This is a genomic window from Salidesulfovibrio onnuriiensis, from assembly GCF_008001235.1.
In the GTDB taxonomy this organism is placed as follows: Bacteria; Desulfobacterota; Desulfovibrionia; order Desulfovibrionales; family Desulfovibrionaceae; genus Pseudodesulfovibrio; species Pseudodesulfovibrio onnuriiensis.
In genome coordinates this window covers 2,674,434-2,697,068 of sequence record NZ_CP040751.1, presented here as the reverse complement: position 1 = coordinate 2,697,068, position 22,635 = coordinate 2,674,434, and the positions used below count along the sequence as shown (strand labels likewise).

The 22,635-nt window shown below is 56.7% G+C and carries 24 protein-coding genes, 3 tRNA genes and 1 other RNA gene; 18 read left to right on the top strand and 10 right to left on the bottom strand.

Annotated features, from left to right (window positions below):
* Window positions 1–121 precede the first annotated feature (121 nt).
* From ssrA to FGL65_RS12240, 3 genes are all read right to left on the bottom strand, one after another.
* Window positions 122–504, bottom strand: a transfer-messenger RNA (tmRNA) gene (gene ssrA, locus FGL65_RS12250).
* A 127-nt stretch (window positions 505–631) separates the two neighbouring features.
* Window positions 632–708: transfer RNA gene (locus FGL65_RS12245), tRNA-Met, on the bottom strand.
* 83 nt (window positions 709–791) lie between these two features.
* Window positions 792–1,589, bottom strand: a complete 798-nt coding sequence (locus FGL65_RS12240) for an undecaprenyl-diphosphate phosphatase (RefSeq protein ID WP_147821467.1) — start codon at window positions 1,587–1,589, stop codon at window positions 792–794.
* A gap of 121 nt (window positions 1,590–1,710) precedes the next feature.
* Here FGL65_RS12240 and FGL65_RS12235 point away from each other — a divergent pair, with 121 nt between their 5' ends.
* The 3 genes from FGL65_RS12235 to FGL65_RS12225 are packed head-to-tail and all read left to right on the top strand — an operon-like array spanning window position 1,711 to window position 4,216.
* A complete protein-coding gene (locus FGL65_RS12235; RefSeq protein ID WP_147821466.1) occupies window positions 1,711–1,902 on the top strand; it encodes a hypothetical protein in 192 nt (63 codons plus the stop codon).
* A gap of 11 nt (window positions 1,903–1,913) precedes the next feature.
* Window positions 1,914–3,077 carry an LPS export ABC transporter permease LptF gene (gene lptF, locus FGL65_RS12230; protein ID WP_147821465.1) on the top strand — a complete coding sequence of 388 codons (1,164 nt, stop codon included), beginning with the start codon at window positions 1,914–1,916 and terminating at the stop codon, window positions 3,075–3,077.
* Window positions 3,074–4,216 carry an LptF/LptG family permease gene (locus tag FGL65_RS12225; RefSeq protein WP_250645480.1) on the top strand — a complete coding sequence of 381 codons (1,143 nt, stop codon included), beginning with the start codon at window positions 3,074–3,076 and terminating at the stop codon, window positions 4,214–4,216. Before lptF ends, FGL65_RS12225 begins: the two co-directional genes overlap by 4 nt.
* Here FGL65_RS12225 and yihA read toward each other — a convergent pair whose 3' ends face one another.
* Window positions 4,217–4,798: a ribosome biogenesis GTP-binding protein YihA/YsxC gene (gene yihA / locus FGL65_RS12220; protein ID WP_147821464.1), complete on the bottom strand. Its 582-nt coding sequence runs from the start codon at window positions 4,796–4,798 to the stop codon at window positions 4,217–4,219. It abuts the gene before it with no gap.
* 95 nt (window positions 4,799–4,893) lie between these two features.
* Between yihA and FGL65_RS12215 the strand changes: the two genes are divergently transcribed.
* The 4 genes from FGL65_RS12215 (at window position 4,894) to lolA (ending at window position 9,023) form a co-directional block, all read left to right on the top strand.
* Complete coding sequence (locus FGL65_RS12215; RefSeq protein WP_147821463.1) at window positions 4,894–5,358, top strand: type II 3-dehydroquinate dehydratase; 465 nt, start codon at window positions 4,894–4,896, stop codon at window positions 5,356–5,358.
* Window positions 5,359–5,396: 38 nt separating this feature from the next.
* Complete coding sequence (gene efp / locus FGL65_RS12210) at window positions 5,397–5,954, top strand: elongation factor P (RefSeq protein WP_147821462.1); 558 nt, start codon at window positions 5,397–5,399, stop codon at window positions 5,952–5,954.
* Between the two features lie 90 nt (window positions 5,955–6,044).
* On the top strand, window positions 6,045–8,324 hold the full coding sequence (locus FGL65_RS12205; RefSeq protein ID WP_147821461.1) for a DNA translocase FtsK: 2,280 nt from the start codon (window positions 6,045–6,047) through the stop codon (window positions 8,322–8,324).
* A gap of 12 nt (window positions 8,325–8,336) precedes the next feature.
* On the top strand, window positions 8,337–9,023 hold the full coding sequence (gene lolA / locus FGL65_RS12200; protein ID WP_250645479.1) for an outer membrane lipoprotein periplasmic chaperone LolA: 687 nt from the start codon (window positions 8,337–8,339) through the stop codon (window positions 9,021–9,023).
* Between the two features lie 75 nt (window positions 9,024–9,098).
* On the opposite strand, the gene FGL65_RS12195 is transcribed toward lolA, so the two are convergent.
* Both FGL65_RS12195 and yedF read right to left on the bottom strand, forming a co-directional pair.
* Window positions 9,099–9,845, bottom strand: a complete 747-nt coding sequence (locus FGL65_RS12195) for a pseudouridine synthase (RefSeq protein WP_147821460.1) — start codon at window positions 9,843–9,845, stop codon at window positions 9,099–9,101.
* A gap of 10 nt (window positions 9,846–9,855) precedes the next feature.
* On the bottom strand, window positions 9,856–10,476 hold the full coding sequence (yedF, locus tag FGL65_RS12190) for a sulfurtransferase-like selenium metabolism protein YedF (RefSeq protein ID WP_147821459.1): 621 nt from the start codon (window positions 10,474–10,476) through the stop codon (window positions 9,856–9,858).
* A 139-nt stretch (window positions 10,477–10,615) separates the two neighbouring features.
* On the opposite strand from yedF, the gene FGL65_RS12185 reads away from it, so the two are divergent.
* Window positions 10,616–11,260, top strand: coding sequence for a lysophospholipid acyltransferase family protein (locus FGL65_RS12185; RefSeq protein WP_147821458.1), 645 nt, complete (start codon window positions 10,616–10,618; stop codon window positions 11,258–11,260).
* Window positions 11,261–11,311: 51 nt separating this feature from the next.
* Here FGL65_RS12185 and gcvT read toward each other — a convergent pair whose 3' ends face one another.
* Window positions 11,312–12,394, bottom strand: a complete 1,083-nt coding sequence (gene gcvT / locus FGL65_RS12180; protein ID WP_147821457.1) for a glycine cleavage system aminomethyltransferase GcvT — start codon at window positions 12,392–12,394, stop codon at window positions 11,312–11,314.
* Between the two features lie 27 nt (window positions 12,395–12,421).
* Window positions 12,422–14,170, bottom strand: a complete 1,749-nt coding sequence (locus FGL65_RS12175; protein WP_147821456.1) for a hypothetical protein — start codon at window positions 14,168–14,170, stop codon at window positions 12,422–12,424.
* Between the two features lie 265 nt (window positions 14,171–14,435).
* Between FGL65_RS12175 and FGL65_RS12170 the strand changes: the two genes are divergently transcribed.
* On the top strand, window positions 14,436–14,645 hold the full coding sequence (locus tag FGL65_RS12170) for a DUF6485 family protein (RefSeq protein ID WP_147821455.1): 210 nt from the start codon (window positions 14,436–14,438) through the stop codon (window positions 14,643–14,645).
* Between the two features lie 79 nt (window positions 14,646–14,724).
* Window positions 14,725–15,498 carry an inositol monophosphatase family protein gene (locus FGL65_RS12165; RefSeq protein ID WP_147822747.1) on the top strand — a complete coding sequence of 258 codons (774 nt, stop codon included), beginning with the start codon at window positions 14,725–14,727 and terminating at the stop codon, window positions 15,496–15,498.
* Here FGL65_RS12165 and FGL65_RS12160 read toward each other — a convergent pair.
* Entirely contained in the window at window positions 15,495–16,037 is a 543-nt protein-coding gene (locus FGL65_RS12160; RefSeq protein ID WP_147821454.1) for an NUDIX hydrolase, read from the bottom strand. The two genes, FGL65_RS12165 and FGL65_RS12160, sit on opposite strands and share 4 nt — an antisense overlap.
* A 130-nt stretch (window positions 16,038–16,167) precedes the next feature.
* Between FGL65_RS12160 and rimI the strand changes: the two genes are divergently transcribed.
* From rimI to FGL65_RS12120, 8 genes are all read left to right on the top strand, one after another.
* Window positions 16,168–16,590: a ribosomal protein S18-alanine N-acetyltransferase gene (gene rimI / locus FGL65_RS12155; protein ID WP_250645478.1), complete on the top strand. Its 423-nt coding sequence runs from the start codon at window positions 16,168–16,170 to the stop codon at window positions 16,588–16,590.
* Window positions 16,591–16,640: 50 nt separating this feature from the next.
* A complete protein-coding gene (locus FGL65_RS12150) occupies window positions 16,641–17,840 on the top strand; it encodes a phosphoglycerate kinase (RefSeq protein ID WP_187170376.1) in 1,200 nt (399 codons plus the stop codon).
* Window positions 17,840–18,592 (top strand): triose-phosphate isomerase, encoded by a 753-nt coding sequence (gene tpiA / locus FGL65_RS12145; RefSeq protein WP_147821451.1) that lies wholly within the window; start codon window positions 17,840–17,842, stop codon window positions 18,590–18,592. Before FGL65_RS12150 ends, tpiA begins: the two co-directional genes overlap by 1 nt.
* 39 nt (window positions 18,593–18,631) lie before the next feature.
* On the top strand, window positions 18,632–18,976 hold the full coding sequence (secG, locus tag FGL65_RS12140; RefSeq protein ID WP_147821450.1) for a preprotein translocase subunit SecG: 345 nt from the start codon (window positions 18,632–18,634) through the stop codon (window positions 18,974–18,976).
* 13 nt (window positions 18,977–18,989) lie between these two features.
* A tRNA-Leu gene (locus FGL65_RS12135) sits at window positions 18,990–19,076 on the top strand.
* 70 nt (window positions 19,077–19,146) lie between these two features.
* On the top strand, window positions 19,147–19,596 hold the full coding sequence (locus FGL65_RS12130; protein WP_147821449.1) for an N-acetyltransferase: 450 nt from the start codon (window positions 19,147–19,149) through the stop codon (window positions 19,594–19,596).
* A gap of 60 nt (window positions 19,597–19,656) precedes the next feature.
* A tRNA-Leu gene (locus FGL65_RS12125) sits at window positions 19,657–19,743 on the top strand.
* Window positions 19,744–19,829: 86 nt separating this feature from the next.
* Window positions 19,830–20,189, top strand: coding sequence for a nuclear transport factor 2 family protein (locus FGL65_RS12120; RefSeq protein WP_147821448.1), 360 nt, complete (start codon window positions 19,830–19,832; stop codon window positions 20,187–20,189).
* A 71-nt stretch (window positions 20,190–20,260) separates the two neighbouring features.
* Here FGL65_RS12120 and FGL65_RS12115 read toward each other — a convergent pair whose 3' ends face one another.
* Window positions 20,261–22,387 carry a tetratricopeptide repeat protein gene (locus FGL65_RS12115; RefSeq protein ID WP_250645477.1) on the bottom strand — a complete coding sequence of 709 codons (2,127 nt, stop codon included), beginning with the start codon at window positions 22,385–22,387 and terminating at the stop codon, window positions 20,261–20,263.
* Between the last annotated feature and the right edge of the window lie 248 nt (window positions 22,388–22,635).

The following is a 22,635-nucleotide window of genomic DNA, read 5'->3' as shown; positions in this document are numbered from 1 at the left end:
GTCTGCTTGATTTCTCACTTTTCCGGCCCGTGCTTCAGAATTTCATGTTCTCGATCAAATTTTATCGAGATCAAATGAAAAGCCCCGGCCAAAAGGCCGGGGCTTTGTTCATCATGGGGTCTGGTGGAGGCGGCGGGAATCGAACCCGCGTCCGAGAATGCTCCACTCAAGGCGTCTACAGGCTTAGGACAGGAATAAATCTTACTTTCCGGGTAGCCCCTGCCCAAACAGCCGGAAAGCCAGTTCTCCTAATAGTTTCACATCATGCGCGGCGAACGGACGGATGATGCTATCCCTATGAGTTGGCGATTCTTCGGACGTATAGGGCGTCGGCCCGGGAATCGTGACGATCTAGTCGTCAGGTGCAACTCTGCAATTAAGCAGCCATTGCGTATGCGTAATCATCGTTAGCATTTATTGTGTGGTCGATTTTTACGAGGCCATCGACCAACCTCGACCTGCAACCTTGGCTTCAACCATCCCCGTCGAAACCAGAGCGCCCCCATGTCAAAGAACCTTGTTTCAGGACCTATATAAGGCCTGGAACCTGTTTGGCAAGCAGGAAGCCGGGGTTTGGCTTTCCTTTTGCCAAAGAAAAAGGCCTGCTGGTGCAGGCCTGGATCTTTCAGTGTGGTAGCGGGGGAGGGAATTGAACCCCCGACTCTGCGGATATGAGCCGCATGCTCTGACCATCTGAGCTACCCCGCCACACTTTTGCGCCGAAGCGGAAGCCGTATTTATCGATTCTCACGGAGCTTGGCAAGGGAAAATTAAGATTTTTTTTGAAATTTTTATCCTGCCCAGAAGAAGTAAACCAGCGGAGCCAAGGCCAGCCGGTAGAAAGCAAAGGGTCGCAGCGTCATCCTTCCGAGAAGATAGATAAAACCCTTCACGGCGAGCCATGCGGCGACATAGGAGGTGAAAAAGCCGACGGCGATGAAATAGAGATCCTCCCGGGCAAAGAGATGATAGCTTTTCAGGAAGTCGTATCCCGTGGCCAGGAACATGATGGGGACGGCCGCGATAAAGGAATATTCCGCGGCGACGCCGCGCCGGGCGCCCAGGATCATGCCGCCCATGATCGTGGCGGCGGAGCGGGAAAAGCCGGGCCACAGGGCCAGGCACTGAAAGCAGCCGATGCCCAGGGCTTGCATGGGGGTGATCTCGTCCAGGCTTGCCGCGGTTTCCTTTTTGCGGAGCATCTCCACGCCCAGGATCATGAGAGCGCCGAAGCCGAGAGCCCAGGACACGGTGACGGGGCCGAACAGGTTGGCCTTGATGTAGGAATGGGCCAGAAGACCCACCACGCAGGCGGGAAAACTGGTGAGCATGAGCATCCAGATGCCGCGCAGGCCGGAAAAGGCATGCGCCGGGTCGTGGCGAAGCAGGCCCAGGAACTGCCGCCAGTAGAGCTGGACCACGGCCAGGATGGCCCCGAGCTGGATGACAATCTCGAAGGTTTCGGCCTTGGGGCCGGTGAAATCCAGCAGATGGCCCGTGATGATCAGGTGGCCGGTGCTGGAAATGGGCAGGAATTCGGTGATTCCTTCAACGATGCCGAGAATTACGGCTATATACCAATTCATCATGTATGCGTATCCTCAGGGTGAAATGTTTGACGTTTAGGGGGTAGCTCATGCCGACGTTCCTTGCAACCCCTCGGAACCTGATGTATTTCAGGCCCACACACAGAAGAGAAAGGAGATTCCCATGCCGCCGACCATCATGCCTCAGAGCGAGTTGACCAGGAAAGCCGTGAAGTGGATTTGCGAGATGCAGGAAGATCCGAGTGTGGACAAGCCCCTGCAACAACTCCTGGAGCTGGCGGGCATGCAATTCAATCTCAGTCCCAGGGACATGGAATTTCTCGAACGCTTTTTCAAGCAGAACAAGAAGGCCTGACGCACCATACAGTGAAACTCGTTCATCGTAATATTTTCAAGGAATTGCTGAGCATCTTCGGGCTCAGTGTCTGCTGTCTGCTGGGGCTCATCATCATGGGACGCATGCTGCAGCTGCGCGAGCTGTTCATGTCCCAGAACCTGGGCATCATGGATTTGCTCCAGCTGTTCATCTTCCTGTGCCCCTTTTTCATGCTGCTCATCACGCCCATCGCCTGCATGCTCAGCGTGTTTCTCGTGTTCTTGCGCATGAATACCGACAACGAGGCCATCGCGCTCAAAGCGAACGGCGTCAGTCTGTATCAGCTGCTTCCAGCGCCGCTGGCCTTCAGCCTGCTATGCACGGTGCTTACCTTTGTGGTGTCCTTTGTGGGCGTTTCCTGGGGCATGGATATGTTCAAGGCCAAGATCGTTGAATACGCGCGGACGCGTTCCAAGCTGGCCATCCAGGCCGGCGTATTCAACCGCGACTTCCCGAACCTGACCTTTTATGCCAAGCAGGTGGACAGCGAGAAGGGCGAAATGCGTTTCGTGTTTGTGGAGGATAGGACCCTGAAGGATACCTCAGTGGTGATCGTGGCCCCCTACGGAAGGGTGGAAACCAATCCCAAGGAAGGCGAGGTCGGCATTGTCTTTCGCAATGGACGCATCTTCCGGCAGCATGGAGACGAGTTGAATATTCTGCAGTTCGGCAGGTACAAGGTGCGCCTGCCTCTCGGCAAGCTGCTGGGCGGCTTCAGTTTCGACCGGGACAAGCCCAAGGAGATGTCCTTCTTTGATTTGTGGGAGTTGTATCGCACTCCTAATGACAGGATGTTGCATGATACCAACTATGCCCGAAAGCTGGAGACCGAATTCGTCAAGCGTTGGGCCTTGCCGTTCGGCTGCCTGATCCTGGGCATGTTTGCCTTCCCTATCGCCAGTGTTTTTCGCGGGTTGCGGCAGCAGTACGGCCTGATGCTCTCCATGGGACTTTTTCTGGTTTATTATTCCCTCTTTTCCGTGGGTACCGGATTGGGAGAGGCCGGAACTCTTTCGCCGTATATCGGATTATGGCTGCCCAACATTCTTTTTGCCATAATCGCTTGGGTTGGAATTTATTACGCAAATATGGAGAAGACCATCCCTCTGGTAACCTTGATAGAACATTGGCGTGCAAAGAGGGCTGAATCGTGATCGGTTTTCTTCGTTTTGGGACTCTTGAACGGTACTGCACCCGCCTGAACCTGTTTTTTCTGTTCGCCAGTCTGACGGTGGGGACGTGCATTTATCTGTTGGCGGATTTATTCGATCGGCTGGATGATTTCATGGAGGCCGGTCTGGGGGTGTTTGAAATTCTGTATTATTACGGAGTCAAGGTTCCGCTTATCTTCACCCAGATTATTCCGGCGGTTTTTCTGTTGGCAATTGTCATTCAGATGGGTGTCATGAATCGGAGCAGGGAGATCGTGGCCCTGCGCGCCGGAGGCGTTTCCCTGAACTGGTTCGTGCGTTTTTTCGTGTTTTATGCCTTGATCTGGAGTTGCGGGCAGTTTCTTTTTTCCCAGTATGTGGCTGTTTATGGCGCTCAGGAGGCCAGTCGCATCTGGAAGGAGGATGTTCGCAAAACACAATTGGACGAAGTCAAGATCAAGAATCTGTGGTTCAGCGATGGCCCGTATATCGTCCAGGCCGAAGAGGCATTCCCCTCGCGAAGCCGCGCAACGGGAATCACCGTGTATGAGTTCGAAATGGACAGCCAGCGCATGATTCGGATCATCAAGGCGGAGAAGGCGCTGGTGGATGAAAACGGCTGGGGACTGCTCGGGGTACGGGAAATGGATACCCGCAGCTTTGAAAATATTGAGCGTTTGTCCCTGTTTCTCCCCGTACGCCAGAATCTTCAGGCCTTCCGGGCCGCCGAGGCCAACAGGGAGCAGGGGCTCATGCCCCTGTGGGAGCTTTCCGAACTCATCAAGAGGCTGGAGGCGTCCGGCTCCAATGTTGAGGATCTCCGAACGGTGTGGCATTCCAAGTGGGCCTATTCGTTCACCCTGGTGGTCATGGCCTTGATGGGGCTGGCCCTGCTTTCCTTTTCCGAAAACATGTACGCCAACGTGGGGTTGGCGCTGGCGCTTATTTTCGTCCATTACGGACTGTACGTCGTTGGTGTTTCCGCAGGGCAGAAAGGAATATTGCCGCCTTTTGTGGGTGCCTGGTTCGCCAACGTGGTCATGGCTGCGCTGGCCTCCCTGAGGCTGCTTTGGGTCGGCAACCCCAGGTTCGAGGCCTGGATCAAGGACTGGCTGGGGATATTGCCCCTGCGACGGGCGTGATTATTCCTGGGCCGCTTCGGCCAGGATGTTCCAGAGCTTTTCCCGGTTCATGCCGGTTTTGCTGGAAACGAGCAGGGGGAGTTTGTCCTGCTGGAGCAGGTCCTGCCACTGCTTCTGGATCTTGGCGCGATCCTTCTGCTTGATCTTGTCGGCCTTGGTCAGGATGGGGATGATGGGGATGCCCATGTGGCGCAGGTAGGATGTCATTTCGATATCCAGCTTCTGCGGGGTGAGCCTGCAGTCGATGAGCACGGCCACGGCCTTGAGCCAAGGGTTGTCGGCCATGTATTTTTCAATGAGTTTTGCCCATTTCTGCCGTTCGGACTTGGAACACTTCGCATAGCCGTAGCCCGGCAGGTCCACTAGATAGAATTCGTCCGGATGGGCCATGAAATAGTTCAGGCTGCGTGTTTTGCCGGGTGTCGAGCTGATTTTGGCGAGGCCTTTTCTGCCGCCGAGGCAGTTTACCAGCGAGGATTTCCCCACGTTGGAGCGTCCCGCAAGGGCGACCTGGGGGGCTTCCATGGGCTCGAGCTGGCTGATTTCATAGATTGTTTTGACTATTTCGAGTGTTCGGTTCATAACTAGCTCATTATTTTATCATGTGGTTGGATTGGGAAAAGGAAATGTTCTCTTTTTCCGGCCATGAGTCAAGCCGATTGCCGCAGGAGTTCATGATGGCGAAATACAGGATACTGGTAATGAACGGCCCCAATCTCGGCCATCTCGGAAAGCGCCAGCCGGAAATTTATGGAGCCCAGGGCATGGAGGCCGTGCCCGGTTTGCTCGATCAGGTCATGGGCCGCGATGCGGGCGATGTGGAACTGGAGTTTTTTCAGTCCAACTCCGAAGGGTCACTGATCGACCGCCTGGAGCAGGCCCGGGCAGAGGGCGTGCATGGGGTGGCCTTCAACGCGGGGGCCTATACCCACACCAGTTTGGCCATTGCGGATTGCCTGGCCTGGATTGGCATTCCCTGCGTCGAGGTGCACCTGAGCAATGTCTGGGCGCGTAAAAGCCAGCCTCTTCGCCAGCAAAGCCTCATGGGCGAACGCTGCATCGGCGTCATTGCCGGATTTGGAATTCTGAGTTATGCCTTGGCCGTTCAGGCGCTGTATATGCGCCTCGAAACTGAAGGTTAGTTTTTTTATTGCAATAAATTGAATGGATTGGAGAGAAGATGTTATCGACGAGCGAATTCAAGTCCGGCAAGAAAATCGAAATCGATGGAAAGCCTTTTGAAATAATCAAGTCCGAACACTACAAGCCCGGCAAGGGCGGCGCCATGGTTCGCACCAAGCTCCGGCAGATGATCACCGGCCAGGTGTTGGACAAGACTTTCCGCTCCGGCGAAAAGGTGGCCAAGGCCGACGTGCTGCATCAGGAAATGCAGTTCCTGTACAAGGAAGCCACGGATTTCGTGTTCATGAACATGGAAACCTATGATCAGATGAACGTGGCCGGCGAAAGCGTGGGCGAAAAGGGCGGATATATCAAGGAAGGCGACACCGTGAAGGTGCTCCTGTACAAGGGCGAGCTCATCGGCGTCGACCTGCCCGCATCCGTGGTGCTTGAAGTGGCCGAAACCGAGCCTGGCATCCAGGGCGACCGCGTCAGCGGCGCAACCAAGCCCGCCACCATGGAAACCGGCCTGAACGTCAACGTGCCCCTGTTCATCAACATCGGGGACAAGATCAAGATCGACACCCGTTCCGGAGAATATCTCGGCCGCGAGTAGGGTGTTTGTCCTTTCTGCCGGCTTTATGTAATGATCAAAAGGTCGTGGGTGAAAACCCGGGACCTTTTTTTACTCGAACAAAGGTGGAGAATGGCTCGACAGCCGAAAAAAAACTTCGTTTCCGAGCCCAGAAAGAGGTACCGCAAGGAATTGGCCGGGCTGGCCCTCATTTTTCTTGCCGTGTTTCTGCTTCTGAGCGTGTATTCCTTTCATGAGGGAGACCCCTCCTTCAACCAGGCCGTCAGCGACAGCTGGAAGGTCCGCAATGCCATGGGCATTGCGGGTTCGCATATTGCTGGCCTGCTGGTCCAGGCCTTTGGGGTTGGAGCCGCGGCGGTCCCCTTGCTGTTCATCTACTGGGGGCTGTCCCTTTTCATCCCGAGGCTGAAGCTGACCTGGCGTCGCTGGATCGGTCTTGGCGGGCTGTTCGTCAGCCTGATCGCCTGGGCCTGTCATCCCTGGTTTTCCACTGTCCCGGTCGACGCCTATGGTTTTGTGGGTGGCGGTTTTTTCGGGCGGGAGGTCATCTGTAGGTTCACCCTGCCATATCTGCGTTCCGCCGGGTCCTTTTTGCTCTGGCTCTTCATTTCCATAGCCTCCCTGCAACTGCTTCTCGGGTTTTCCTGGAATGCGGTTTTCCGTTGGGTGCGTTGGGCCGGGGCGTTCGCCCTGGCATTCCTGGCGGACCGCAGCGAAAGGCTGGCCGAGAACAGGGCTTTGAAGAAAGCGGAGAAGGCCGCCAAGGCTGCCCAGGCCGCCGCGGAAGAGGATGTGCTGGAGCCGCCGTTCCTTCTTGACGATCCGAAGCCCGAGCCCAAGGAAAGCCCGCAGCCGGTTATCGAGGCAGCCCGCGAAAACCGTAAACTGCGCAAGGCCCAGGAACAGAAGCCGGAAAAAAAGAAGCCCGTTCCTCCCAGGCCGGTCATCAATTCGGACGTGCCCCTTCCCGACATCAACCTGTTGAGTGAGCCTCCCAAACAGGAGAACCAGCAGGACAAGGCGCTTATCAACAGCCGTGCCGAGCGGCTCACCGAGTGCCTGGCCGATTTCAAGATCGAAGGCGAGATCCAGCAGGTCATGCCCGGTCCCGTGGTGACCATGTACGAGTACAAGCCCGCACCGGGCATCAAGGTCAGCAAGATCGAGAATCTCACCGACGATATCGCCATGGCCCTTAAGGCGACGTCCGTGCGCATCGAGGCCCCCATCCCGGGCAAGGACAGTGTGGGGATCGAGATCCCCAACGAAGTCCGCCAGACCGTGTATCTGCGCGATGTCTTCGAATCCAAGCCCTTCAAGGAAAGCAAGTCGCCCCTGACTCTGGCCATCGGTATGGACATCGAGGGCAATCCGCAGGTGGCGGACCTGGCCAAGATGCCGCACCTGCTCGTGGCCGGCGCCACAGGGGCAGGGAAGAGCGTTTGTTTGAACTCCTTCCTTCTCAGCATGCTCTACAAGGCGTCGCCCGAAGAGGTGAAGCTGCTGCTGGTGGACCCCAAGCGCATCGAGCTTGCTCCCTATGCCTCCCTGCCGCACCTGGTGCATCCGGTGGTGACGGAGATGAGCCTGGCCAAAAGCGCCCTGGAGTGGGCTGTCTTTGAAATGGACTGCCGCTATCAGAGTATGGCCAAGCTCGGCGTCCGCAACATCGAGGGCTACAATAAGAAGCTGGCCAGCCTGGGCGATGATCGTCCCGAGGAGCTGGAGGCGCTCAAGCCCATGCCGTACCTGGTGATCATCATCGACGAATTGGCGGACCTGATGATGACAGCGGCCAAGGAGGTGGAGATGCACATCGTGCGCCTGGCCCAGTTGGCCCGCGCCGCAGGCATCCACATGATCCTGGCCACCCAGCGTCCCAGCGTGGACGTGGTCACCGGCCTGATCAAGGCCAACTTCCCCACCCGCATCTCGTTCTTCGTCACCTCCAAGTTCGACTCCCGGACCATTCTCGACGCCGTGGGCTCTGAGCGTTTGCTCGGACGGGGCGACATGCTCTTCAAGCCCAGCGGCGGAAAGCTCAAGCGCATGCATGGCGCGTTTGTGGATGAGACCGAGATCGCCGGCGTGGTGGACTTCTGGAACAGCCGCGTGCAGCAGGACTTCGACCTCGACTTCAGCGACTGGAAACAGGACGATGGCGGCTCCGAGGGCGGCGGCACTTACGGCGGCGGTTCGTCGGATGATCCCGTGTACGACGAGGCGGTACAGTTTGTGCTAGATCAGGGCAAGGCATCCATCTCGCTCATCCAGAGGCGATTCCGCATCGGTTTCAACCGTGCCGCCAGGTTTATTGAGCAGATGGAGCAGGACGGGTTGCTCGGTCCCCAGGAAGGCAGCAAGCCTAGAAGAGTTATCAAGCCTGAATAATTGGAGATAGTCGTGAAAAAGTGTCTGTTTGCTTTGTGCCTGGTGCTGGCCTTTTCCGCATCGTCCGCCTTTGCGGGAGAGCCGATTCCCATGAACGAATTGCCCGATGCCATCCAGAAGAAATACAATGACATGGGTACGTTTACTGCATCCTTTGTGCAAGAATTGACCAATGTCTCCAGTGGGGAGCACGAGATCCGCAACGGGGACATCTGGTTCAAGCAACCGTCCCTGGTTCGCTGGGAAACCCTTGTGCCGGAAAAGGAAATCCTGGTGCTCGGCCCGGATGTGGCCTGGGACTATTTTGCGGATGAAGGCCTGGCCTTCAAGTATCGCGTGTCCGGTCTGCTGGATTCCAAGACCATTCTCCGTTTCATCTCCGGGCAGGCCAACATCAAGGAAGATTTTTACATCAAGACCGAATGGGACGGCGCGGACAAGGTCCGGGAAAAGTGGGGCAAGGGGTATGCCGTCTTGCAGCTCACTCCCAAGGAACCCGAGCCGGGCATGGTGCAGGCCTATATCGGCGTGGAGCCGGATACGGCGCTGTTGCGCCAGGTCATGATCGTTGACTTCTATGGCAACGGCAACGAGATCCGGCTTTCCGACGTGAAGACTTCGGTGCCTGTTGATGCATCCCTGTTCTCGTTCGTTCCGCCCGAGGGCACGCAGATCGAGGACAATACCCAAGCCTACTGATCCGAATATACGATGAAAACAAGAAAGCCAGCTCCATTCGGGGCTGGCTTATTTTGTTTCGTTCGGAATTTGCGGTTACAGTTTGACCGCTTTTTTCAGGTCGGCCAGTTCCTCCTGGCTCAGTTCGCGCCATTTGCCCTCGCCCAGATTTCCGAGCTTTACCGGCCCCTGTTTGATGCGCTTGAGGGTCAGGATGGTCAGGCCCAGGTCGCGGCACATGCGCCTGATCTGGCGGTTGATGCCCTGCATGAGCGTCAGTTCGAGAACCTGTTTGCCGTTGCGCGGGGGCAGGCTCTTGACCTTGACCGGCGCAAGGGTTTCACCCTCGGCCAGGGTCATGCCTTTTTCCATGGTTTCCATGTCCTGGCTGGAGATTTTCCCCTTGATGGTGACCAGGTACACCTTGGGCAAATGCCACTTGGGGTGGGTCAGGCGGTAGCAGAGCTCCCCGTCCGTGGTCAGCAGGAGCAGTCCTTCGGAAAAGTAATCAAGCCGTCCCACGGGGAACGGGCGCTGTTTCTGGACTTCCCGGGGAAGCAGTTCGAGGACGGTCTTGCGCCCCTGCGGGTCCTTTGCCGTGGTGACCGTGTGCACGGGCTTGTGCAGCAGGATGGTCAGGCCGTCACTGGATGGCGCGGCCTTGACGGGCTTGCCGTCCACGTCCACGGTGTCGCGGCCTTCGATGACCTTGATGCCCGGGGAATCGGCCACGGTTCCGTTGATCCTGACCCGGCCCGCGAAAACAAGTTCATCGGCGCCGCGCCGGGACGCGACGCCGTTCTGCGCCAGGAATTTATTGAGGCGTACAGGCGTATCGCCCATATTTTATCTCTTATGCCGTTTGAATGACCTTTGAAGCGAGCTGCAGGCTGGTGACGACATCCAGCATGTTTGTGGTTTCGCCGATCCGTTTCTTGTCCGTGATGCCGAAGAATTCCAGGCAGGTGCCGCAGACAAGAATGGAAACGCCCGAGCTCTCGAGTTCCTGCAGTTTTTCCAGGCATTCGCTGCCTTCCACTGCAAGCTTGACTCCGCCGTTGACCAGAATGATCCGCCACAGGTCATTGCCCATTTCCGGCAAAGTTGCAAGGAAGTTGTTCATGAGCCTGCTGCCGAGTTCGTCATCCCCGGAGCCGACGACGTCCGTGGTGATGAAGGCGCAGATTTTCTGGGTGTCGGGGTTGGCCGTCGTCTGGATCTGTTCTTCGGTCATGACCTTGCAGATCTCGCATTCTCCGGAGCGGACGCCGATGACGGTGTACTCGTTTCCCTGCTGGGAGCTGGAAACCTCGTATCCCTTGGCGCCGAGAAAGCGGGAGACGTTTTCCCGGGCCGGGTCGTTGTCAACGATGACCTGGATGGATGCAGGCGTTTCGGATTCGATGCAGTTTTTGCATTTCAGGACGGGTTGCGGGCAGGGGAGCCCTTGGCATTCCAAAGTTATTTCCGGCATGGCGAACATTCCTTGATTGTGTTTATGAATGCTCTGATATATTCCAACCGGTGTTGCCTTCTCAATCGAATAGATTTTTTCTATGAAAAAATACTTCATCTATTGAAGTGTGTTATGGAAGGTGCGGAGCATTGAATTTATGAAGATACCCATAGATCCATTGAGACTCACTCCGGCGGTGGCCGGGCTTTACAAGCTGTGGATTCGCAGCCTTCGCCTGGAAGATCTGGGCGGCTGGGAAAAGATAGGCAGCCTGCATGAGGCCGGGCATCCCTTGGTGCTGTGCCTGTGGCACGAGGAAATTTTTGCGCTGACCGGCTACGGATGGACAAGGACCCAGGATGTGGTCACCTTTGTCAGCCAGAGCAAGGACGGCGAATTCATCACCCGGGTCCTGCTTTCCCTGGGGCATGTCCCGGTACGCGGCTCCAGCACCCGGGGCGGCGTGCGGGCCCTGCTCGGTGCCAAGCGCATTATGGAGCGGGAGAACCGCATGGCCGTGTTCACCATAGACGGTCCGCGCGGGCCGCGCCGGGTGCCCAAGGACGGCCCCATTTTCCTGGCCCAGAGGGCTGGGGCCAAGATTGTTCCCATGCGCGCCTTTCCCCGGCGGAAGCATGTTTTCGAAAAATCGTGGGATCATTTCCAGGTGCCGTATCCCTTCACCTCCTGCCAGATTCGCATCGGCGACCCCTATGACGTGACCACGGAGAAACTGACCGAGGATGTCATGGAGCGGGAGCGGGAACGGCTGCGCCTAGCCATGGAGAATATTACGCCGTAAACGGAAAAGGGCACCCGAAGGTGCCCTTTTTGTTGCGCATTGACCAGCCGGCTAGTCGACCTTCATGCGGGCCGTGCCTTCTGTGTAGAAGGGCAGGGAGCCTTTGCGGGCTTCCAGTTCGGCGCGGGCGGCCTTGACCGTGAAGGTCTCGTTATTTTCAACGTCCGCCTTCACGTATGCCAGGGCCAGGCAGTGCCCCAGTGTGGGGGCAAAGGAGCCGCTGGTGACCACGCCTACCTTTTCGCCGTTCAGCAGGATTTCGTCGTTGTGCCGTGGGGTGCGGCGGCCTTCAATGGTCAGGGGGATGAGTTTTTCCCCGACGTCGTCCAGGCCGGACTTGCCGACGTAGTCGTTTTCCTTTTTCAGGAAGAATCCCGCATTGGCTTCCACCGGGGTGTGGTCGGTGTCCAGGTCCTGGCCGTAGAGCGGGTAGCCCGCTTCCAGGCGCAGGGTGTCGCGCGCCCCCAGGCCCACGGGCATGGTGCGTTCGTCGGCCATGAGCTTTTCCCATACTTCCAGGGCCTTGCCGGCGGGCAGGTACAATTCGTAGCCCAGTTCTCCCGTATAGCCCGTGCGGCTGACGATGAGCCGGAAACCGTTCCATTCGGTTTCTTCGAAATTGAAGTACTTCAGGTGGTTCCAGGTCGCGCCCATGACGTCGTTGAGCACGGCCAGGCTGGTGGGGCCTTGCACGTCGATCTTGGCGGTGTCGTCGCTCACGTCCGTGAACGCCAGGTCGGCCGGAAGGTGTTTCTTGATCCAGTTGAAATCGTTTTCGCGGCAGGCGCCGTTGACCACCAGCATGTAGCTGTCCTCGGCCAGGCAGTAGATGATCAGGTCATCCAGGATGCCGCCGGATTCGTTCAGCATGAAACCGTAGCGGCATTTGCCGGGGCCCAGGGTGCCCAGGTCGTGGGTGACGACCTTGTTCAGGGCATCCATTGCGCCGGCGCCGGAAAGCTTGAACTCTCCCATGTGGCTGATGTCGAAAATGCCGGTTTCAGTGCGGGTGTGTTTATGTTCGACCATGATGCCCTGGTATTGCACGGGCATGTCGAATCCTGCGAAAGGCGCCATTTTCGCGCCGTTGTCGCGGTGCCATTGGGTCAGCGGGGTGACGAGCAGTTGTTCCACGCTACCTCCTAGGTATGAGCAGGGGGGTTAGAAGTTCTGAAAAGACTGGTCGGAAACAGAGGTCGTTCGCGACTTGCGGATGGAGCGGAACTCGTCCAGCAGCGAGACAAGGCGGCTGTAGTATTTTTTGACCTTGAGCCCATAATCGGTGAGTTCCTCGTCCTTCTTGTCGATGTAGCTTCGCATCACGTAGGAGTCGGAAACCACATCTTCGCCAATAACTAGAACTTTTGCCACAAGCTGGTCGAAATAGTTGACGATTTCATACTTGAGTTCGCCCAGAATCTCGGTCATCAGCTCGAGCATTCTCAGGTAGGATATTTTTTCGCCCTTGTACACCCTTGAACGCAGATCTTCCAGAGTCCTCACCTTGCGAGCCTGCTGTATCTGGCTGTACTTCGCCCAGACTTCCTGGTGCAGTTCCTTGTATTCGTTGAACACATCCCAGTTTTCCGGTGTTAGGAGATAGCCGTCGAGCACTTTGACCACCTGGGAGTAGAACTCGTCGGAATAGTCCACAATGCGGTGCGTGTGCTTGGAAAGCCAGGAGTAGAGAAATTTGAGCCGGCTTTCGTGGGTGTCCGTGTTGCGGATGATTTCGCGGCGTTTGTAGGTGATGGTGCCGCGTAATTCGCCCCGGACGATGTCGTTGAGCCGCAGGATCATGTTCTGGGCGTTCTGGATGATGTTCAGGTGGTCCAGGACGCGGCCGGAGATCGGGTGGATGATCTCCTGGCGCAGCACTGAAAGTGCGCGGTCCTCCCGCACGTTCTTGGGGCTGTATTGGTGCTGCTGGTAGATGACCCGCAGGATGCAGATGTTCTTTTTCTCGTCGACGAGAAAGCCCTGGTCCTTGAGCAGGGATATGGTTTCCTTCTGGTTGGGGTTCACCGCGACCAGGGCGATTTTTTCTACGTAGGGATAGTGGCGTCTGCGCTTGGTGGCTTCCAGACCCGAGAGCAGAGTGGTGATGGTCCGGTCGCTCTGGCCGAGCACGCGGACCATGAATTTTTCGCCCATGCGGTGGAGCCTGCGTGCGAACAGGGAGGCGGATGTCCTGCGTTCCGAGACAATGGGGAATCCGTGCAGCTCCATGAGGAACTGGTACACGAACAGGCGGTTGCATTCGTACATGAGGTTGTCGCCCGGCCTGAACTTGCCGATCTTCAGCCCGAACTGCTTGAGTTCGCTGTCCAGGTTGGAGGGGAGGGATGCGTAGATTCCGGCCATGCTGAAATGCTGGGAACTGTCGTGGGCCAGGATGTGGGCCCGCTCCAGCTGGAGCAGAAAAGGCAGCATCCTGTCGTAGGACTCCATGCAGCAGATGTCGCACTCGCCGAAGTTTTTCAAGAACTCGGGATGGCTGCGTTTGGGGAGCCTGCTCTGGAAGGTCCGCAGGTTGGCGCCGAACACGCTCGATTCCAGCTGGCAGGCGGCATTGACGATATCGGCGTGCTGCCAGTCCAGGAGCGTATGCAGGGCGTCGTACTGGAAGATTTCCCGGAACGAGTTCAGGGGGCGCTCAAAAGCCACCATGCTGAAGCCGGGAAGCTTTTTGTATTCGTAGAGATCGATTTCAAAGGAGGGGAGCAGTTCGCGGGCCTCCACCACCGGGTAATCCTCCACCTCGAAATAGGGCCTGAGCAGGCAATGCTTGATGTGTTGCCAGTCAAGGTACTGCTTGAGGTCCTTGATGGTCGTCAGTTCAAGCGAATGCTGCTGTGCCTGGGCGTGGTCGTAATACCCGGGGGCTTCCGAAAATGCTTTTTCCCACATGCGTCTTTCTCTGATGATCAGATGATGAATATTGCTCAGCTTGTCGTGGCGCAACCCATTGTTATAACGAATTTATAGCGTGATTATGCACGGTTGACAATGATTTTCCCACGTTGCCGAAGGGTGATCGCGCCTGGTCGCGGCACGATGCCGTGGCCATGTAGTATTGATTAATCGTTTCAAATTATTGACACTCTGGAGGAGGCAGGCTATTATTTTCGGAAGTAAGTAATCCTCATTCATTCAACGCTCGAGGGTCGGCAAGATGAAGAAGAAGGACCAGTGCCCGCGGTATCAGATCAACGAGAAATACTGTAACTGTACCTACTCTTGCGACAAGCACGCCCTGTGTTGCGAATGTCTTCACTACCACCGTCAACGGGGGGAATTGCCCGCCTGCTACTTCACCTCGGACGAGGAAAAGATGTACAATCGAAGCATCGAATTCTTTGTGCAGAGGAGATCGGGCCGGTAGTGCAACGGGGTGTTTTGATAGTGACAAAATAAAGGGGGCGGTTCTTCCGTCCCCTTTTGATTTGGAGTATGTCATGCGCATGAAGTCCCTGCTCGAAAGCACGGTTCAGGCCGTATCCGAGGTCGGTTCGCTTATTGTCGAGGCCGACGGCAAGCCGCGGAACATCCGCTTCAAGGGCAAGATCGACCTTGTCACGGATACGGATATGGCCGTGGAACTGGCCCTCAAGGAGAAGCTGGAAAGGCTTGTTCCTGGCTCCTCTTTCCTGGCCGAGGAAACGGCCAAGGATGCGGAGTTGGGGGACAATACCTGGATCATTGATCCCGTGGACGGCACCACCAATTTCGCCCATGGCCTGCCCATGGTGGCCACCTCCGTGGGGCTGTGGCGTGATGGCCGGATGGAATTGGGGGTTATCAACCTGCCGCTCATGGGTGAAATGTTTGCCGCGGCGCGCGGGCACGGGGCGTTCATGAACGGAAAACCCATTTCGGTTTCCTCGGTTTCGAGCCTGGAACGGTCGCTGCTGGCAACCGGTTTTCCCTATGCCGTCAATGAGCATCTGGAGAAGCTCCTGGCGCAGCTCAGGAACGTGCTTGAGGCCAGCCAGGGTGTGCGCAGGGCCGGTGCGGCGGCGCTTGATCTGGCCTATGTCGCCTGCGGCAGGTATGAAGGTTTTTACGAAAGCGCGCTTAACCCCTGGGACACGGCGGCCGGATGGCTGCTGGTGGAAGAGGCCGGTGGGCGGGTATCCGGGTTTGCCGAAACGGACGAGTATGTGTTAGGAGCCCCGTCGATCCTGGCGACCAACAGCCGTATCCATGCCGAATTGTCCCGGCTTGTGAATCTCTAGACGGCGGAGGTGAGCCCGCTCTCCCAGAGGGTGACCAGGCCGGGGGTCAGGAGTTCCCGGAATTCCTTGATCAGGCAGGTGAGCTCCTCGTTGCTGTAGAAGTAGCCGTCCTCCACCTTGTCCGGGTTGGGGGTCGGCGGCTGGGAAACCTTGTAGGCGGCGAACACCGTTACGAATTCGTAGCCGGTGTCCGGGCTGGCTGGAAGTTCCCGGATCAGCTGCAGGCGGTCGACCTTGAGACGGAGAACGTTCCACAACTCGCGGACAGCGGCATCGTGAACGGATTCGTTGACCAGCACATGGCCGCGGGCTGAAACATCCCAGCGGCCGGGATAGATGTTTTTCTTGTTGCTGCGGCGTTGAAGAAAAAGTTTGTTTTCCTGGTTGTATACCAGTATCTGGACAGAGCGGTGCGGCAGAAGCTGCCTGTGGGCCTCTTCCACGGCCATGGCGGCGAGAGGGCGGTTGGATGTGTCCATGACTTCCAGGAGTGGAGTGGATTTGTCGTCCTTGCCGGTTATTTTTTTTGCGTCTGTCATGTGTGTCTGTCCAAATTCTTTGCTTTTGAAGTTGGGTTGAGTATACACTCGTTATCGTGGCTTTTCCAGCGCCAAACAGGCTGTTGAAATGATAAAAAGCAGGAAATCAGGCAAAATAGAGAAGCTTGGCGTGGAAAGCATCCACGATGTCATAGAGCTTGAGAAGGCGTGTTTCGCGTACCATTGGACCGAAGAGCAGTTTCGTCTGGGCTTGGAACGCAACGCATTTCATATTTTCGGTGTCCGTGAAGAGGGACGGCTGGTCGGGTATCTGGCCTTTTCCATGATCGTTGACGAGATGGAGATCCTGAACCTGGCCGTTCATCCCGACTTCCGGCGCAGGGGACTGGCCCGCAGGCTTTTGGCCGCGGTCATGGACGTGTGCAGGGAAAAGGGCATGCAAAGCGGCTTTCTCGACGTGAAGGAAAGCAATGCCCCGGCCATTTCCCTCTACGAGGATTTCGGGTTCCAGCGCAATGGCCGCCGCAAGCGGTATTATCCGGACACCAAGGAAGATGCATTATTGTATCGGTATGATTTTTCGGGAGAGTAACAGTAAGCCCGAAGGCTCCCAACCTTCGGATCAACGTATGTGAGGTGAGCATGATTTTTATTGATCAGCTTGATATCGCAGGGAAAAAGTTGCTGTTCCGCGTGGACTTCAACGTGCCCCTGGATGGTGACGTCATCACGGACGACAACCGCATCCGGTCCAACGTGCCCACGTTCAAGTACGCCTTGGACAAGGGCGCGGCCGTCATTGTCTGCGCCCACCTGGGCAAGCCCAAGGGACAGGTGAAGCCGGAACTTTCCCTGAAACCCGCCGCTGTTCGTCTTTCCGAACTTCTGGGCGTGCCTGTGGAGCTGGCTCCCGATTGCGTGGGCCCCGAAGTGGAAGCCATGGCCGCCAAGCTTCAGCCCGGACAGGTCATGATGCTGGAGAACCTGCGCTTCCACAAGGAAGAGCAGGGCAAGACCGAGGCCGATCGCGGCGATTTCGGCAAGCAGCTTGCCGCCCTGGCCGATATCTACGTCAACGACGCATTCGGCGTTGCCCACCGCGCCAACGCTTCCGTGGTGGATGTCCCCAAGCACGCCAAGCAGAGCTGTGCGGGTTTCCTGCTGAAAAAGGAATGGGAATTCCTGGGCGAGGCCCTGGAAAAACCCAACCGTCCGTATGTTGCGGTTTCGGGCGGCGCCAAGGTTTCCAGCAAGCTGGGGATCCTCAACAATCTGCTCGGCAAGGTGGACGACATCATCATCGGCGGCGCCATGGCCAATACCTTCATTGCCGCCCAGGGCCACAATGTGGGCAAATCCCTGTATGAAGCCGACCTCATCGATGACGCCAAGGCCATCATGGCCAAGGCCGAGGAAAAAGGCTCCAAGCTGCACCTGCCCGTGGACTTCCTGTATGCCAAGAACATCGAGGACACCGAGGCCGCAGGCGAATGCGCCGCAGAGGCCATTCCCGGCGATGCCGTGGTGCTGGACATCGGCCCCAAATCCATTGAGGCCTTCAACAAGGTCATCGGCGCGGCCAAGACCATCATGTGGAACGGCCCCATGGGCTTTTTTGAAAAGCCCGCCTTTGCCGAGGGCTCCCTGGCCCTGTGCAGGCAGATGGCCGACATGGACGACGCCCTGACCATCGTGGGTGGCGGCGATACCGATGCCGTCGTGCACCAGGCGCACCTGGCCGACAAGTTCAGTTTCATATCCACCGGCGGTGGTTCGTTCCTCGAATTCCTGGAGGGCAAGGAATTGCCCGCGTTCAAAGCTTTAAAGGAGAGCTTTAAATAATGAAGAAATTGATGGCAGCCAACTGGAAGATGTACAAGACCTGGGACGAGGCAAAAGCCACGGCCCGTGAACTCGCCGACCTGGTGGGAGCTCTTCCCGACGATCGTGAAGTTCTTATTTTCCCGCCGTTTACGGCTTTGAAGGGTGTTTCCGATGAACTGGCCTCCGTGAAGGGCTTCTCCACGGGCGGACAGGATTACTACATCCAGGAAGAGGGCGCATTTACCGGCGAGATCTCTCCCAAGATGCTCAAGGACTGCGGTGCCGCCTTTGGTCTGACCGGTCATTCCGAGCGTCGTCATGTGTTGGGTGAAACCGATGAGTACATCGGCAAGAAGACCGCATATGGCATTGCTTCCGGTCTCAAGGTTGTGCTCTGCGTGGGCGAGCTGATCGAGGAACGCAAGGCCGGCAAGGTCGAGGAAGTGGTGGAACGCCAGATCCGTGAAGGCCTCAAGGATGTGCCCCGGGAGATCGAAGCCGAGCAGATCGCCATTGCCTACGAGCCTGTCTGGGCCATTGGCACCGGTGAAGTGGCCGGTCCCGAGGAGATTGTGGAAGCCCATGCTTTCTGCCGAAAAATCCTGGTTGACCTCTTCGGAGAAAAGGGTAATGAAATCAGGGTGCTCTACGGCGGCAGCGTCAAGCCTGAGAATTGTTCTCAGATTATTTCCCTTGACAATGTCGACGGAGTGTTGGTAGGAGGCGCGAGCTTGAAGGGCGAAAGTTTCAGCAAGATCGTCCTGGCTTAATTTGAACATCCAACTAGAAGAAAGTAATAGGAAAAATTCGTGGAAATTCTCGTAATCACGATTCATGTATTGGCTTGCATCTTCCTCATCGCCGTTATCCTGCTCCAGTCCGGACACGAAGGAATGGGCGTCATTTTCGGCGGTGGCAGCAGCTCCATGTTCGGCAGCACCGGCGCCGGCGGCCTGCTGGTGAAGGTCACGGCTGGTCTTGCCGCGGTTTTCCTGATTACTTCCCTGACGTACAACATCCTGACCGGAAGCAGGAGCAACGGCGGCGATTCCATCATGCTGAACAAGCCCGCCGCAACCGCACCCGCACCCGAGGCTGCCAAGCAGCCGGGCGTCACCTTCACCGACACCGAGCAGGACAAGACGGCAGAATAAGACATTCGCAGACGCCGAGGTGGTGGAATTGGTAGACACGCTGTCTTGAGGGGGCAGTGGGAGAAATCCCGTGGGGGTTCGAGTCCCCCCTTCGGCACCACGATAATACAAGGGAAGCAGTTCGGCTGCTTCCCTTTTTTATTGCCGGTCGGACAAATTGAGGAGCGGACATGATTCGAAAGATGAAGAAAGCCGATGTCGATGGCATTGTGGACGTCTGGCTGCAGGCTTCCGTCAGGGCGCACGATTTCGTTGACCGGGCGTATTGGGAAGGCTGCCAGGAAACCATGCGGGAAATTTACATTCCCAACTCCGAAACCTGGGTTTATGAAGACGCGGGCAGGGTGGTGGGATTCTATTCCCTGGTCGATGATATGCTGGCCGCCATCTTTGTGCAGCCAGAAAGACAAGGCGAAGGGATCGGCGCGAAGCTTCTTGAACACGCCAAGAAACAGCGGGAACGTCTGGAGCTCTGTGTCTATGTTGAAAATGTTGCCTCCTGCGCCTTTTATCAGAGGCGGGGCTTTGTCGTGAAGCGGGAACAACTGGATGAAAATACAGGGCATCGGGAATATCTCATGGAGTATGTGCCTCTGTCCGGAGGAAATGAAAAAAAGTGAAATAAACGGTTGACTTTTGAGCGAGTTCAGTAGAAAAAGCTCTCTCGCTTCAAGCGCCACGCCGAGGTGGTGGAATTGGTAGACACGCTGTCTTGAGGGGGCAGTGGGAGAAATCCCGTGGGGGTTCGAGTCCCCCCTTCGGCACCATGGAAATCTAAGGGTCATCGACATAAGGTCGTGGCCCTTTTTTTGTGGCCACGGTTTTCTTCCAGAATCAGCAGCAGGAGCATGTTATGGGTCCGAAAGAGATTGTTTCCAAATGGGTCGAAGCCTTCAATCGGGGGGATGTTGACGCACTGGTAAGCCTGTATTCGGAGGATGCCGTGAATCATCAGGTGGCCAACGAAAAGGTGAAAGGGGAAAAGGCCCTCCGCGAAATGTTTGCCCGTGAATTTGAAATGGCCGAAATGACGTGTATCGTTGAGAATCTGTTTGAGGATGGGGACTGGGCCATACTGGAATGGAAAGACCCGAATGGGCTCCGTGGGTGTGGTTTTTTCAAGGTCGAGAACGATAGAATCGTTTTTCAGCGCGGTTACTGGGATAAACTTTCCTTTTTGCGAATGCAGGGTTTGCCTATCCCGCGCGATTAGATTCCGATCCGATAAAAAGAAAAAGGCCCGTCCATTTGGACGGGCCTTTCTTGTCGGCATGTCTTCAACCGTTAGTATGGATATTCGACCGCGCCTTCCGAGGATTCGCTGTTCTTGCCTGTCTTGGCGTTGATGGCCGAGAGGCGCGCCTTGGCGGCTTCGCGCTGTTCCTTGGTGCTTGCGTTTTTGATGACCGTGTTCAGCAGCCTTTTGGCTGTCTCGTAGATGCCGCGCTTTTCGTAGATCATGGAAGCGCGGTACATGGCGGTGAGGGCCCAGATGTTTTGCTCCGGATATTGCCAGGCCAGGCGCAGGTAGTAATCCAGGGCCTGGTCCGTGTTGCGCATGGCCTGTTCGCCTTCGCCGAGCCAGAACAGGATTTCGGCCTGCATGGCGGGAGTCAGGCTGGCCTTTTCCTGCCAGAGCTGCAGGAGCTGGTCGCGAGCCTTGAGCAGTTCTCCCCGTTGCTGCATGAGCAGCGCCATGCGCAGGCGGGTGAAGGCCGGAACGGGCTGGCCCACGGAAACAAGCTCCTGGTATGTTTCCAGTGCTTTTTCCTGCTTGCCGAAGGCCAGTTCCATGCGGGTCTTGACCTCATACCAGCGGGACTTGTCCGCGGCGTCCAGTTCCTCGGGATTCAGGCGGTGCAGGTAGAACTGCGACATGGCCATGTCCTTGCGGGCAATGGCCTGGTCGGCCAGGTAGAAGAGGCTGTTTATCCCGAAGGAGGTGTCGTTGAACAGGAAGGCGGCTCGTTTGGCCAGGCTTTCGCGTGGCTTTTTATTCAGTTCGTTTTGCCAGTAGGCCAGCACCACAAGGCGGTCCAGAGGCCAGTCCCTGGAGGCGGACCGCAGTCCCGATGCGCTGATTTCCGCCCAGAAGGGGGCTTCGACGCCGGAACGCAGGTTCTTGCCCGCCGCGCCGCACAGTGCGGTCAGCACAGGGGAGAGCTTGAAGGCGCGGGCAGGGGAGGCGGGCATGACCCTGCTCGGGTTGCCGCCAAAGGCGATGAGCCCGGCCACCTGCAGGGGAACCGGCAGGGCTCGCTTGTCCACCTGTTCCCAGATGGTGGCGGCCGATGTCATGTCATTGTTCATGAGGGTAAAGGCGAATTTGAAGCTCTGGAGCAGATTGATGGTTCGCTCGGAAATGAGCAGGGAGCCCAATTCCTTGTCGATGACGGCCTGCGCTTCATTGACGGGCATTGCCAGGGCCTTGTTGCGGAACTGGGTCCATGCGCCAGCGCCTGCATCGCCCAGGCCAAGGAGCCATTCCTGGCGATCCGCGCTGAAGGGGGCCAGGATGTGACCAGCCCAGAAGGCCTTTGCTTTCAGGTAGTTGTCCTTTTCATAGATTTCGAGATCATCAGGGCGTTCGCCGGATTGGATGAACTTGACGAGTGCGGCCCAGAATTGACGCACGGCGGGTTTGCGGATGCTTTCAATCTCCTGTTCCGCCTTTTCAAAATCCTCCAGGGATGCCGCAGCCAGGCCTCGAGCCATGGCGTTGCGGTCTTCGTCGCTGATGAACGGTACCGGATTGCCGGCTTCATCCTTTTCAACCTTTTCCTTGGCGGCAGGGGGCAGCAGGGTGCCGTTGCCTGTGGATTCGAACTGGTAGACCTGTTGGGCGGTCTTCCAGAAGGATTCGGACCAGACGGCAAGGCCTGTGTCCAGGATTTCGTCGATGACTTCAAGCTGGGCGCGCCGGGACATGGTGTAGTTGGCGGTGTAGGTCCAGTACATTTGCCGCCAGACGTCCATCCAGACGAGGTCGAGGTCGGGTTCGGACTTGAACAGATCGCGCATGCGTCCCTTGTCCTGCATGTGGGCCGCCGCCTGGGTGAACCAGAGCACGGCCTTGGGAAGATCACCGATTGCGCGCTGAGCCTGACCGCCATACCAGAGCCGCATGGACTCGGTTGCGTTGTCGTCGAAAGAGGGCGTCATTTCGACGATCTCCAGGGTCTTGAACGGTTTTCCGAGTTGCAGGTAGACCTTGGCGCGTCTGAGGATGGATTCAGGGGTGTTTTCCTGCGACTTGCTGGTGATTTCCTTTTCCAGGCGATCGTAGGCTTCGTACTTTTCAAGCCAGTTTTCGAAAGATCCCTGGGGCGCGTCCTGCGCCAGGCAGATGGAAGCATTCAGAAGCAGGCTCAAAACTACGAGCAGCATTCCCGTTGATTTTATTTTCGTCATATTCAGTTTCCAGTTTCCTCGTTCCAATTCAGGTTGATCCGGATAAGCAGGCCATTAAATACCCGGAAGGGGAGAAATTATCAAACCGATTTCCACTGCATCATTTTGAAAGTTTACATAATTTACATTATGAGACAAATAAATAAGCCTAAGAGGGGCCTTGATTCCCGTTTGTTTTGCAGCTTGAACTCTTCGTTTACCCGCTGCTTTCCACAACGACAAAAATGTGCAGGATTTTATTGGAGGCT